Origin of the sequence: Gardnerella sp. KA01001, assembly GCF_049244025.1 — a bacterium.
In the GTDB taxonomy this organism is placed as follows: domain Bacteria; phylum Actinomycetota; class Actinomycetes; order Actinomycetales; family Bifidobacteriaceae; genus Bifidobacterium; species Bifidobacterium swidsinskii.
The window spans coordinates 1,065,141-1,079,150 of the sequence record NZ_CP058366.1 but is presented as its reverse complement, the minus strand read 5'-3'; the positions used below and the strand labels follow the sequence as shown (position 1 = coordinate 1,079,150).

The window sequence follows — 14,010 nt, the reverse complement described above, 5'->3', positions numbered from 1 at the left end:
ACCTCCTTTCCTAAACAAGATTTATGCAACTATTCATAAGATTTGTCGAATAAATTTCTAAGTTCGCAAATTACAAATCGGTAACTTTTTTGAACGCTTAATGTAACATTTGCTTAAGGAATTTACCTGTCCAACTCTCGCCATTACGCGCTACGCTCTCAGGACTACCTTCTGCAACTAAGGTTCCGCCTTTATCTCCTCCTTCTGGACCTAAATCAATAATCCAATCTGCAGATTTGACAACATCAAGATTATGTTCAATTACAATAACACTGTTGCCTTTATCTACAAGAGATTGCAAAACCGCTAGAAGTTTCCTAACATCTTCAAAATGCAGTCCAGTAGTAGGTTCATCAAGAATATAAACTGTTTTACCAGTAGATCTTCTCTGCAGCTCTGTAGCAAGCTTTACTCGTTGAGACTCACCGCCAGAAAGCGTTGTTGCGCTTTGACCAAGACGAATATAGCCCAAGCCAACTTTTACTAAAGTATCTAAATACCGAGAAATAGAAGGATATGCTTTGAAAAATATTGCAGCTTCACAAATAGGCATATTAAGAACATCTGCAACAGACTTTCCATTATATGTAACTTCCAAAGTTTCACGGTTATAACGTTTACCATGACAAACTTCGCACTCTACGTATACGTCAGGCAAAAAGTTCATTTCTATTTTTAAAGTACCGTCGCCATGGCATGCTTCGCATCTGCCTCCTTTAACATTAAACGAGAAGCGACCAGAACCATAACCACGAACTTTTGCTTCTGGAGTCTGAGCAAACAATGAACGTATTTTATCCCAAACACCAGTGTAAGTTGCTGGATTAGAACGAGGAGTTCTTCCTATAGGATTCTGATCGACATGCACTACTTTGTCACAAAGCTCAATACCATCAATACGTTTGTGTTTTCCTGGCACAATTCGAGCACCATTTAGTTTGTCTGCAAGAACTGGATACAAAATTGAGTTTATAAGTGTTGATTTACCAGATCCAGATACACCCGTTATGCATGTGAATACTCCCAAAGGTATGCTTATATCAATATTTTTTAAATTATGCTCATGGGCATTAATTATATGAAGCATACGATTTTCGTCTACACTACGACGTTGTTCTGGCACATCTATTGAGCGTCTGTGAGCAATATAATCTCCAGTAATTGAACGCTGAGCTTTAATAATTCCATCAGACGGACCTGAATATACTACTTCTCCTCCATGCTCACCAGCTTCTGGACCAATATCAACAAGCCAATCAGACTGACGAATAGTATCTTCATCATGCTCAACAACAATAAGCGTATTACCAAGATTTCGCAGATGATGCAATGTTGCAATCAAACGCTCATTATCTCTTTGATGCAATCCAATAGACGGCTCATCAAGCACGTACATAACACCAACTAAACCTGATCCAATTTGAGTAGCTAAACGAATACGTTGAGCCTCTCCACCAGACAAAGTTTTTGCAGCTCTTGAAAGAGTAAGATAGCTTAAACCCACATCGTTCAAAAAACCAAGTCGAGCACGAATCTCTTTTAATATTTCTGTTGCAATTACTGCTTGAGAACCATCCAAATGCAAAGCATTTACCCATGCTAGACTTCGCTCTACTGGCATATCGCAAACTTCAGCTATGGAAGTATTAGATACTGTAACCGCAAGAACTTCTGGGCGTAAACGCTTTCCATTACATTTTTGGCATGGAACTTCACGCATATACGACTCATAATATTGACGCATTTGATCAGAATCAGTTTCGTCATGTTTGCGCATAAGCGTACGAACTACACCTTCAAAGCCAGTAGAATATTCACGCTGACGCCCCCACCTATTTGTGTAGGAAACTTGAACCGTGAAATCATGACCATACATGATGTCATGTTTAACGTCTTCCGCTAGATCCTTCCACGGAGTATTCATATCAAAATGCAAATCTTTAGCAAGTCCTGAAAGTATGTGCTGATAATACATTCCAGCTGACTTATTCATTGCCCACGGCTCAATAGCTCCTTGCGCAAGAGATTTGTCTGGATCCGGGATAACAAGTTCAGGATCAATTTCGAGATTGTATCCAATGCCAGAACATTCAGAGCAAGCACCATAAGGAGCATTGAATGAAAATGTTCTAGGCTCGATCTCATCAAGCTCTAATTGATGATTATTTGGACATGCACGATGTTCCGAAAATGATTTACGACGCGTTTGCGAGTCTTCTGGTTCGTCAACAAAATCAGCAATTACTACTCCTTTAGATAGTTTTAATGCTGTTTCAATCGAATCAGTTAATCGAACACGAATGCCATCTTTAATAACTAAACGGTCTACTACTACTTCAATTGTATGTTTCTTCTGTTTAGTAAGAGTAATATCTTCAGAAAGCTCATGCATTTGCCCGTCAATAATCGCACGAGCATAACCATCTGAGCGTAAAAGCTCAAGCGTGTCTTTAAATTCTCCTTTACGACCACGAACTACTGGAGCAAGAATTTGCAATCTCGTACGTTCTGGCATAGCAAGCAATGAATCTGTCATTTGCTGAGGAGTTTGAGAACTTACTATTTGACCACATTCAGGACAGTGAGGCACACCAATCCTTGCAAACAATAATCGCAAATAATCATATATTTCTGTAATAGTTCCAACAGTAGAACGAGGATTGCGATTCGTAGTTTTTTGATCAATAGAAACAGCAGGACTTAGACCCTCAATAAAATCAACATCAGGCTTATCCATACGCCCTAAAAATTGGCGAGCATAAGCACTAAGCGACTCAACATAGCGTCGCTGACCTTCTGCAAAAAGCGTATCAAACGCAAGCGAGGACTTACCAGATCCAGAAAGACCAGTAAAAACAACCATACGATTCCTAGGAATCGACAAACTTACATTTTTTAGATTGTGCTCTCTAGCACCCTGGATAGTTATTTTCCATTCAGAAGGAATATTAGATAAATCAGCTATAAAAGTACCGTTGTTAGCGCACATAGGAGCATTATCAAGCAATTCTTGTAACGAGTCGTTTTGTTCATTCGCCTGTTCTGACACAATTACCTCCACACTTCCCCATAATCACTTGAATATTCCCAACCAATACCCAATTTTATCACTGACAAGAAAATTATAGAACAAGTGTTCGAAAAAGTAAAGTATTTGACTATCAACCACTTGCTGTATTCGTTACCAGTAAGCAGTATAATAGTGAGTTTGCTTATGACTTTTATAAGTAATAAATAATAGCAGCCTAATTTTGGGGAACGGAACAGACATTATGCCTATTGACGCACAAGCTTTAACCATTCAGATTGGTGCGCGAACGCTGTTAAATCCTACCGATTTTCACGTCACAAAGGGAGATAAGATCGGTTTAGTCGGCAGAAACGGCGCAGGCAAAACTACGCTTACTCGCGTTATTACAGGAGACATGCTGCCAGCAGGAGGCTCGGTTAGAGTTAGTGGAGGTTTAGGCTACTTACCTCAAGACACACACGCAGCAGACCCAGAACAAAGCGTTATAGATCGCATTATGAGTGCTCGAGATATTGCTTCTATCGTTTCGCGTATTCGCAAAGCGGAAAAAGAAATGACAGATCCAGATCCAGACATAATGACTAAAGCTATGAACCGCTACGACAAAGCAATGCAAGATTTTGAAAAAGCAGGCGGTTATTCAGTGCAATCTGAAGCAATATCGATGGCAACAAGCTTGGGACTTCCACAAGAAGTTATGCAACAAGCTTTAGGCACACTTTCAGGTGGTCAACGTCGCCGCATAGAACTTGCTAGAATTCTGTTTTCTGACGCAGACACATTAATTCTCGATGAGCCTACAAACCACTTAGACGCAGACTCAATAATATGGCTTCGCAATTATCTTAAACGATTTGAAGGTGGTTTCCTAGTAATTTCTCACTCCACAGAATTACTAGACGAAGTAGTAAACAAAGTATGGCATTTAGATGCTCAACTTGCAAAAATAGACATGTACTCAATGGGCTGGAAAGCATACTTGCATCAGCGCGTAGTGGACGAAGAAAGACGTCGTCGCGAACGAGAAGTTGCAGAAAAGAAAGCTGAACGCCTTATGAAACAAGGCATTCGCTTGCACGCAAAAGCTACAAAAGCAGTTGCTGCTCAAAACATGATGCGAAGAGCTGAACGCTTATTAAGCGAAACAAGTGAAGCTCAAAAACAAGAAAAAGTTGCAGATATTCGTTTTCCAGAACCAGCTGCATGCGGAAAAACTCCAATTATGGCAAAAGATATTTCCAAAGCGTATGGTTCTAATATTGTTTTCGCTGGAATTAATCTTGCTATAGACAAAGGTTCACGTGTTGTCATTCTAGGCTATAACGGTGCTGGAAAAACAACAACATTACGAATTTTGGCAGGAGAAGAAACAGCAGATACTGGTGAAGTTCAATACGGACACGGATGCAAAATCGGTTATTTTGCACAGGAACACGATACATTAGACTTGGATTCTACAGTTTTGGAAAACCTTCAGCATGTTGCACCAAACCTGGATGACACACAAGCACGTTCTATGCTTGGCAGCTTCCTGTTTTCTGGCGACGACGCAATGAAGCCTGCCAGAGTGCTTTCAGGTGGCGAAAAAACACGTCTGGCACTTGCAACACTAGTAACTTCCAAAGCCAATGTGCTACTGCTGGACGAACCTACTAACAACTTGGACCCAGCATCTCGAGATGAAATACTTAAAGCTATTGCAAAATATGAGGGAGCAATCGTTCTTGTTACACACGATGAAGGTGCAGTTCAAGCCTTACAACCTGAGCGAGTGCTACTCATGCCTGATGGCGACGAAGACTTGTGGAATGACGAATATCTCGATTTAGTTGCCGAAGAGTAAAATGTTGAACTGAATTACTTGAATTGTACAATAGAATGGTTAAGCAGTGATTTCAACATACGCGTCTAAGACTTTGCCAAATACGACGAATAGTGCCAACAGCCGTATAAGCAATCAAATTGACAATCATTGCATAAAACGTGCGCTACATTTTTTGCGAATACCATTCATCGTAATAATTCTTATAACCTTATTTGAATGTTCTATTGGAAATCTGCCATTTTGGAGCAGTGTTACAGGAAGCACAGATAGCATTTCTGCGCACAACGATATAGGTTCTGGAATTAGACGCTTAGATTCTGGCGGCATTCTTATAACGGATCCTTCAGAAGCATATTTAGAAGTAACATCCGACGGAAGTTCGCCTTATATTCGCTTAGAGCCTGCAATTATTAAAAAGAAAAGCAAAAATAATAATCTTATTTCAAACATCAATGTTTTAGTTGAAGCAAACAAATACTTAAGCAAACCTCAAAGCACAAACACTGCTTCTTTAGACCCATCTTTGCTTAAACTTCCAAAACAAGCAGTAGGAAAATCTTGCATTGTAAGAGTATGGCTGCAACATCCAATAGGATCAATATTAAATATTGAAGACTCAAGAGCAAACGTTCGAGTGCCTTTTAGGTGGTCATGGGGTCGCGTATTAATACTTGCTCTTTTTGCATTTCTTGTTACGCTTTGGAATCCTTGGTCCAAGCTTTGGAAAATTAAACTCAACACTCATAGTCTTATTCAACGTTGCTGCTTTGCTGCTTCTCTTCTTCCATTTATTGCTGTTGGTTTAATAACTATTTTTTGGAATTTACGAAACGCAACTCCTATGCATTTTTACACAAACGGTAATTATGCATATGATTTTGATCAATATGCCCACACTGCAGACGCATTGTTAAAAGGTCAAGTGCATTTAAATCTTCCTGTTCCTAATGAGTTAGAACACTTGCAAAATCCTTACGACCCTACGGCTAGAAATAATTTGTTAAACCACTCAGTACAGCATATGTATTGGGATTACGCATACTACAAAGGTCACTGGTACTCCTACTTTGGAGTTCTTCCAGCAATATTGCTATTTTTGCCTTATCGCATTATTTCAAGACTATGGACTCCTGAAGGCTCTATGCTTCCAACAACAGTAGCTACGATAATATTCTTAATTGGTTTTCTTATCGCAGGCTCCCTATTGGTTATTCGAATTATTGAGCAGACTTCAAAAAAAGTATCTTTAGGAACGACATCTATTGTTCTTACTTTATTCTTCATTACTTCAAATACAGTGTATTTGTGGTTTAGAACGTCATTTTATTCCGTACCTATGGCAGCCTCACTTTTCTTCACATCTCTTGGATTGTGGTGCTACCTAGGTTTTAATAGAACACACTCTTTGCTAAATATTGTTTTAGGTTCTTTCTTTATTGCATTAAATTTAGGATGCAGACCTACTTTTTCTATAGCTGTTCTTTTTGCACTTCCTGCAATTTATTCACACATAGAAAAAGATTTACCAAATATTTTGCGCAACTGGAAACAAGTTTCTTCATGGTATAAGCCTTTTAAATATTTTGCAGCTTGGATACTACCATGCATAATTACTGCAATTCCATTTGGTATTTATAATCTTTTGCGCTTTGGCTCACCGTTAAATTTTGGCAATGAGTATCAAATAACTATTACTGACATGACGACTATGCGCTTGCCGTCACAAAATATTTTGCCGTCTATTTTTAGCTATATTGCGCTACCTTTGCGTTTTATTCCAACTTTTCCTTGGATTGGTATTCAGCCTATCGCATTTGACCGTTGGCAATATGCAGAGCCTATGATTGGCGGAATGCTTACACTTTCACCATTAGCATTGGTTGGTATAGTATGCGTATTTATTATGAAAAAACACTGCCGTACGCATATTGCTTGGCGCACAAGCGTAATAGCTATAATAGTTGGGCTTGTTCTTATTGTTTTTGACAGTTTAAAAGCTGGTATCGGATGGAGATATATTGCTGATTTTGCATGGGCTTTTGCCATAGCTGCCGCAATTGGAATTAGCTTGCTTTTAGAGTATGCGTCCACCTTGCAATCAGAAAATTCTTTACATAAAAAAACTATTGCTTACACAATACGCTTACTTGTAGCAGTATTGCTATTTGCTTCTATTGCTATTGCTGTACTCAGTTGGTTTGTTACAGGACGTGAAGACAGCACGCTTCGTTTTAATCCAAACTTATGGTTCGCGTTTAGAAGTTGGATGACATTGTTTTAAATAATTATTTATATAATTACTATTCTTCTAACAATGCATCTACAGTTCGAAGAAGCGCATGTAATCCGCTAATAAACTGTTGCGGCTCTGGCAATAATGACAATGCTAAATACCCATTAACTGGCATATCGAAATAATATCCAGGTTGAGAAACTAGATTATAATCTTTCATCAATCTCAAAGCTAATACATCATCGTCAATGCAAGATGGTACACGCAATAAAATATTCCATCCGCCTTCTGCACGCAACGCGCTAACACAGCATTTAGGCGTGGATACCAATGTTTCTCGAAGCGTATGCAGATTATTAATAACACGATTCCGTACAATAGCGCTTTGAGAAGATGCATATTGCAATAATTCTGGTATTCGCTCAGAAACAGTATTACCAATAGGCAAAAAATCATCCGCTATAACGTCAAGCCTTTTTTGTGCTTCATAAACATCATCTTTAGGACCTGAAACTTCAATCCAACCAACTTTGGCGTGAGGAGCAGCAAGCATTTTGGAGAATCCATCAAGCGCAAAAACTAAAGTAGAAGATTCTCCAGCAAAACGAGCATTGCCAGCAAAAGATTCAAGCGAATATTCATAAAATACTTCGTCTGCAATAATCGCAACACCATTATCACGACATAATTGCAATAGTATTTCACGTTCTTCAGGCTTAACATATGAGCCTGTAGGATTATTTGGATTAATAAGCACAAGAGCTTTAATACGCAAAGACGCATCTTCTAAAAGTTCTCTAACACGCGCAATATCAATAGTCCAAGAACCATCATAGTGCAAAGGATACGGTATTGCATTCACGCATTGCAAGCGTGCAATAGACTCTATAAGAGGATATCCAGGAGTTGGTCCCATAACAGCATCCCCTGCATCGCATAAAAGCATCATAAGCCATGCGTAAGCTTGAGAAGTTGAAGAAAGCACATAAAGCTGATCTGGATTAAGCTTTGGTGGAACAGACTTTTCAGTGCGGTTATCTCGCTTATTGATGAAGTTTGAAAGAATATCGCGAATTTCCTTAGGACCTCTAGGGTCTGCTGTGTAACATCCGCTTAAACATTGAGGAGCTAAGCCGTGAGACGTTGGATTGGAATCGTTTAATTTAGTAAGCTTTACGCCATTAAAAATAGCTTTTCGCTGAGCTAAAATAATAGGATTTGGCTCACTCACATCTACTCTAGAAGAAAATCGCACGAAACTACCCTAACACTTGGCATAACAAAAGCTGGGCTGCAGCATAAACTGCTCACCCAGCTCAATAGATAACAAATAATATTTAGTTATTTTTTAGTTTTGCTGCATTTTTTGCATTGCATAGTAAGCTGCACCAATAATTCCAGCCTCATTATGCAATGTTGCAACAACAATAGGAGTTTTAATATCGATATGCGGCAAGAACTTTTCGCTTACGCGGCTAACACCACCACCGACAACAAACAAATCTGGGTTGAAATACTTTTCCATCAAGCCGTAGTACTTAGTCAAACGCTTAGCCCACTTCTTATAGCCCATATCCAACTTTTCACGAACAGAAGAAGCAGCGTACTTTTCAGCATCGCCTTTACCTTTTTCAAGCTGAATATGACCAAGCTCAGTGTTTGGAATAAGCACACCGTTGTAAATCAAAGCCGTGCCAATACCAGTGCCCAGAGTAGTAGCAATAACCAAGCCATCCTTGTCTTTTGCTGCACCAAAACGCTGCTCAGCTAAACCAGCAGCATCGGCATCGTTAACTACTGTTACAGGACGACCACAAGCCTCGCTAAAGACTTCAGTAACATCAACACCAATCCAAGACTGGTCAAGATTTGCCATAAAATCAAGCTTCTTACCAGGCTTAATTGGAGCAGGGAACGCAATTCCAACAGGAACATCTGCAGGTACTTCAAAATGTTCAAGCTGCTGACGAACAATATCTGCAACTGCTTGAGGCGTAGAAACCGCAGGAGTGAGAATTTTGTATCGAGGTTCTGCGAACTCTCCCTTTTCCAAATTTACTGGAGCAGCCTTAATACCGGATCCACCAATATCGACGCCAAATGCTTGTGCAGTGTCAATCATTTCACTAACACTCCCCTCTGAATGTGTGCTGTATGGACAATTACCAGTATTCTATCGTATATCTGATACGACACGCTTACTGTTTACTAACTTCTACTTCAACGAAGGCATAGGTTTCCAGTCTTGATCGTGCAAAATTTTTCGAGAATCAATCCAACCGGTAAACAATTTACCAATACCCGAAATAATATGCTCACGATCGACAGCAATCAAACGAATAATCTCTTTAGCAGCTGTTAAAGCAGTTCCAAGCGCAAACATAAACGGACGAAAATCACCATAAACCATAAAGTAGCGAGCCATAAAGCCTCTATTTCGCATAATATGATAACGATTCATGTCCGATGTTGAATTTAGCTGACGCACTCCTGCAATATCCCAATTAGGAATATCACGAGTGCGACGAAGAATAATATCCGGAACAACAATAGGGTTCGTAACCTTACTCGCAAGATACCCGTAAGTAGTATCATCCCAGTAAATAAAGTAGCGCGAATCCGGGAAGCCGATTTTTTCAACTATATCTCGACGAATCAAGCCGCCCTCAAAACACATCGTATTCATAACTTTGTATCCAGCTCTGCCGAAAGCAGCAGGAGCAATAGGATTTGGAATACCAAGCGGAACCAAAAAATCATACTGCCAGTAGAAATTACCGCCGTCGTAATCTAAACGACTTCCTTGAACAACAGCGTGACGCTTAGTCCAAGGAGCAAGACGCTCAATAGATTCAGGCACTGTTTCAACATCGTCATCCATAACCCAGAACCACTTAGCTCCAAGTTCATAAGCTTTTTTAACACCAGCACTAAAACCGCCAGCACCACCAAGATTTTCATCTTGCGGAGCATACACAACATGAAGTTCATTGCCTTCACAATCTTTTTGAGCTTTACCCCAACGATTAGTTAAAGAAGCTTCAAGACGAGCAACCATTTCGCCGGTTTTGTCACTGCACTCATTGTCAACAACGACAATACGCCAAGGGCATTCTTTTAAACATTCAAACGAATGGAATAAATTCTCCAAAAGCTCTTGACGCTTATAAGTGACAACAACAATAGCTAATTTATCAATGCTAGTTGCGTTATTAGTACTAATTTTTTTTGATGCACTCGTATTGCTCATACTTGTATTCTCGCACCTACCCTCGCCACACAATTATCACAACAATGTTCTTAGCATGAGATACAAAAGAATAGTTAGTTTCAGGGAAGGTGAAAATCCTTACTGGCGGTAACAAAATACGTGTTTCATGCGTTTTTGAAGCCCGCGAGCAGCTTACAAGCTGCTGATTCGGTTAAATTCCGAAGCCAACGGTTACAGTCCGGATGAAAGAAACGGAGACCCATCATGGGCATTTCTAATACAAATAATCACCAAACTTATGCAAAGAATTCTAACTGGTCTAGTGAAAAAATAGCAAAATACGCTCTATTCGTGGCGCTTTCAATGGCGGTAAGTTTCATAGAATTCCCGCTTATTCCAGACCTCAGCTATCTTAAATACGATCCTTCTGGAATCGTGTGTCTCGTAGCAGGATTCGCGTATGGTCCTGCAGCTGCAGCAATCGTAAGCATACTCGGCTTTGCACCACACTTATTTACCAATCCACTCGGCACAGTTATGGCAGTGCTAGTATCTTTAGGAGCTAGCGTTACAGCAGCAATCGTATACAAAAAAATGCATACCAAAAAAGGCGCAATCATTGCACTTTTGGCAGGCTCGATTGTTGCTATTGCTCTTGCAATAGGTGGAAATCTTGTTATTACTCCTCTTTACGCTCACATAACTGTTTCGCAGGTTGCGGCTCTTATTCTTCCAGCATTACTGCCATTTAATATTATTAAACTTGCTTTGCACGTAGTAGTAACTATGCTTATTTACAAACCAATTTCTAACCTGCTACACGAAAATAAATAATTATCCCAAACGGAATAGTTATGCATAATATCAGCACAAGTAATAGCATGAACGAAGCTAAGAAGCACATGATTGAAAACAATTCGCAAGTAGTGTTGCGAAATATTTGCTTTAGCTACGATGATGGAAAAACTTGGACGCTTAATAATTTAAGTCTTACAATTAATCCTGGCGAACGCGTGGCAATTGTGGGATTAAACGGTTCTGGTAAATCAACCTTAGCAAAAATTATTGCAGGTTTAACAGCTCCAGATAGCGGTTATGTTACATTGTGCGGCGAAAAAGTTTTTGAAAATACTACTGCTTGTGCTGAATCATATAAAAATGCACGAAAATATATTGGTGCACTTTTCCAAAGTCCTGAAGACCAGATTATTACCACAATTACTGAAGAAGATGTTGCTTTTGGACTAGAAAATTTGCAATTCCCTCAAAAAGCAATGTATAAGCGTATCAGTGAAGCTTTAAAAACTGTTCATATGGAAGATAAACGTTATGCTGACCCTAGCACTATGAGCGGCGGACAGCAGCAACGAGTAGCTTTAGCAAGTGCTATTGCTATGAATTCTAAACTGCTTGTTCTTGACGAACCTACTTCTATGCTCGACTCGTTCGCACGTAAAGACGTTGATGCTTTATTTGATAATTTGCACAAAAATGGCACTACTATCGTTCAAATTACACATAATTTTGAGGAATGCAAACGCGCAAATCGCATACTTTTACTAGAAAATGGTAACCTGAAAGAAATAAGCTTTAATGGTTTAAAAACTTACTTTTCTAATATTGAATCAGCAAATAATCATGTAACTAAAATTAGCGAGAACAAGAACTTAACAGATAGCAGATTCAAAGAAAATAAGTCAGATATCGCTGTAGAAATTTCCGGACTAACTGTTCAATATGATAAAACTTCTCCAGCTGTTATTGACGATTATTCACTAACTGTTAAAAGCGGCGAAACAGTTGCAATAATGGGCGAAAACGGCTGCGGTAAATCAACTCTTGCTAAAACAATGTGTGGATTGTTAGAAGCCAATTCAGGAAATATAACAGTACATGGCATATCTGTTAAAGGTAAAACATCTAGAATAATACGACAAAAACTACATCAAACAATTGGCTACGTTATGCAACTGCCAGAACAACAGCTTTTTGCTGATACAGTACGGAACGATGTCGCTTATGGGCCAAAAAATTTTGGGCTAAAAGACAGTGCTCTTAAAGAACGTGTGGATGAAACACTACGCTTACTGAACCTTGAGAATTTGGCCGAAAAATCACCTTTTGCGCTTTCTGGAGGTCAGCAGCGTCTTGTTGCAATAGCTGGCGTTTTAGCTTGCAAGCCACGCGTACTCGTACTGGATGAGCCAACAGCTGGATTAGATTTTGAAGCTGCGTTACGTATCCGAAAAATTCTTGGAATGCTACATAATCAAGGCGTAACCATAATACTTATTACGCATAATCTTCAAGAAGCAGAAAATTTAGGCGCAAGACTAGTAACATTAAAAACAAGGAATAAAGCAAGCAATAAAGAATGCAGCACAGCAAAAAATATTGAAAATACCAAAAACAAAGAAAGTTCCACAAAAGCAAAAACAACTTCACTACTTAAATCTTTTGACCCACGCGCGACGCTTCTATCATGCTTTATTCTTATGCTAAGTGCTTTTAGTATTACTAACTACATACAGTTAGCTATTCTTGCTTTTGTAACATTTACTCTAACTGTTGCTGCAAAAATACCATTCGTTAAACTTATTGCTTCGCTGCACATGATTATTGCAATATTTGTTTTCTCCGGACTACTTAACATTCTCGCAGTGCGAACCGGCACAGTGCTAGCAAATATTGCAACTATTCCTATTACAACCAATGGAATTAACTATGCAATACTTTTTGCAACACGATTCTCGCTTGTTATTATCATTGGAGCAGTTCTAGTATTAACAATGAGTCAGACAACACTTAACGAATCTTGCACACGATTACTATCACCACTTCGACATATTGGAATACCAACGCAAGAAATAGCACTTATTATGAGCCTAGCGCTACGGTTCTTACCAACACTTAGTGCAGAAGCGCACTCTGTGGCACTAGCGCAAATCGCTCGAGGAAGTAGCATTCGAGATGGTTCTTTTAAACAACGAGTACACGCCATAACAGCTTTAATTGTGCCAGGTTTTGCAGGAGTAATTCGCCATGCTGACATTCTTGCGCTCGCATTAGATGCACGCTGCTACGCGCCTGGAGCTGAAAGAACTCACTTGCACTCATGGAAAATGCGTATAAAAGATGTACTGCTATTAGTAGTTACTCTTTGTGTTGTAAGCGCGATTATTGTGTGCAAAATGCTACCTTTGTAATAAAAAATTTTGAAAATATTTCACCTTTTGCAGCAAGCGCAATAAATACGGAATAACTACGGAATAAATGCGCAATAAATAAATTTGTATTATCACATGCAACAATTCGCAATATACTGTATAATCCGTTAAGCACTATGTAATTTATGTAATATTTGCGTTATAAAACTTGCATTTGAAAGGACTCCTTATGGCATTGACAAAGAAGCAGATTAAGCAGCTTCGCGCGCTCGCTAATACGCTTAGCCCACTTTTATACGTTGGCAAGAACGATATTACTGATGCAGCTGTGAAGCAAGCAGACGAAACCATGCAGTACCACGAGCTCATGAAGTGTGCTGTGCAAGATGGTTCCGGATTAAGCGCCAAAGAAGCTGCTGATGCACTTGCTCAAAAGCTCGGTGCCGAAGTCGTGCAAGTAATCGGCAATCGTTTTGTTTTGTTCCGCGTATCCCCATTAGACAGCGTTGAACACATTATGCTTGTGCGTGAATAAATGAATAA

At 39.4% G+C, this 14,010-nt stretch carries 9 protein-coding genes and 1 riboswitch; of the genes, 5 read left to right on the top strand and 4 right to left on the bottom strand.

Translation table 11 applies throughout. The annotated features are described in order from the left end of the window. Positions 1-97 precede the first annotated feature (97 nt). A complete protein-coding gene (gene uvrA / locus HXT59_RS04335) occupies positions 98-2,989 on the bottom strand; it encodes an excinuclease ABC subunit UvrA (protein ID WP_415707588.1) in 2,892 nt (963 codons plus the stop codon). Between the two features lie 283 nt (positions 2,990-3,272). On the opposite strand from uvrA, the gene HXT59_RS04330 reads away from it, so the two are divergent. Beyond that, on the top strand, positions 3,273-4,874 hold the full coding sequence (locus HXT59_RS04330; RefSeq protein WP_012914200.1) for an ABC-F family ATP-binding cassette domain-containing protein: 1,602 nt from the start codon (positions 3,273-3,275) through the stop codon (positions 4,872-4,874). Positions 4,875-4,920: 46 nt separating this feature from the next. After that, the gene (locus HXT59_RS04325) at positions 4,921-7,137 is read left to right on the top strand and encodes a hypothetical protein (protein ID WP_050770711.1); all 2,217 of its coding nucleotides are present in this window, start codon (positions 4,921-4,923) and stop codon (positions 7,135-7,137) included. Positions 7,138-7,156: 19 nt separating this feature from the next. Here HXT59_RS04325 and HXT59_RS04320 read toward each other — a convergent pair whose 3' ends face one another. The 3 genes from HXT59_RS04320 to HXT59_RS04310 form a co-directional block, all read right to left on the bottom strand. Continuing rightward, positions 7,157-8,344: a pyridoxal phosphate-dependent aminotransferase gene (locus tag HXT59_RS04320; RefSeq protein WP_004108878.1), complete on the bottom strand. Its 1,188-nt coding sequence runs from the start codon at positions 8,342-8,344 to the stop codon at positions 7,157-7,159. Between the two features lie 93 nt (positions 8,345-8,437). Beyond that, positions 8,438-9,211, bottom strand: a complete 774-nt coding sequence (gene ppgK / locus HXT59_RS04315; protein ID WP_004108876.1) for a polyphosphate--glucose phosphotransferase — start codon at positions 9,209-9,211, stop codon at positions 8,438-8,440. Positions 9,212-9,304: 93 nt separating this feature from the next. Continuing rightward, a complete protein-coding gene (locus HXT59_RS04310; RefSeq protein WP_004108875.1) occupies positions 9,305-10,339 on the bottom strand; it encodes a glycosyltransferase in 1,035 nt (344 codons plus the stop codon). Positions 10,340-10,411: 72 nt separating this feature from the next. Beyond that, a riboswitch (FMN riboswitch) is annotated at positions 10,412-10,558 on the top strand. Positions 10,559-10,564: 6 nt separating this feature from the next. On the opposite strand from HXT59_RS04310, the gene HXT59_RS04305 reads away from it, so the two are divergent. From HXT59_RS04305 to HXT59_RS04295, 3 genes are all read left to right on the top strand, one after another. Further along, positions 10,565-11,134, top strand: a complete 570-nt coding sequence (locus HXT59_RS04305; RefSeq protein WP_004108872.1) for an ECF transporter S component — start codon at positions 10,565-10,567, stop codon at positions 11,132-11,134. Positions 11,135-11,181: 47 nt separating this feature from the next. Then, positions 11,182-13,506, top strand: a complete 2,325-nt coding sequence (locus tag HXT59_RS04300; protein ID WP_004108869.1) for an energy-coupling factor transporter ATPase — start codon at positions 11,182-11,184, stop codon at positions 13,504-13,506. A 190-nt stretch (positions 13,507-13,696) separates the two neighbouring features. Beyond that, positions 13,697-14,002 (top strand): YhbY family RNA-binding protein, encoded by a 306-nt coding sequence (locus HXT59_RS04295; RefSeq protein ID WP_004108863.1) that lies wholly within the window; start codon positions 13,697-13,699, stop codon positions 14,000-14,002. Positions 14,003-14,010: the final 8 nt, after the last annotated feature.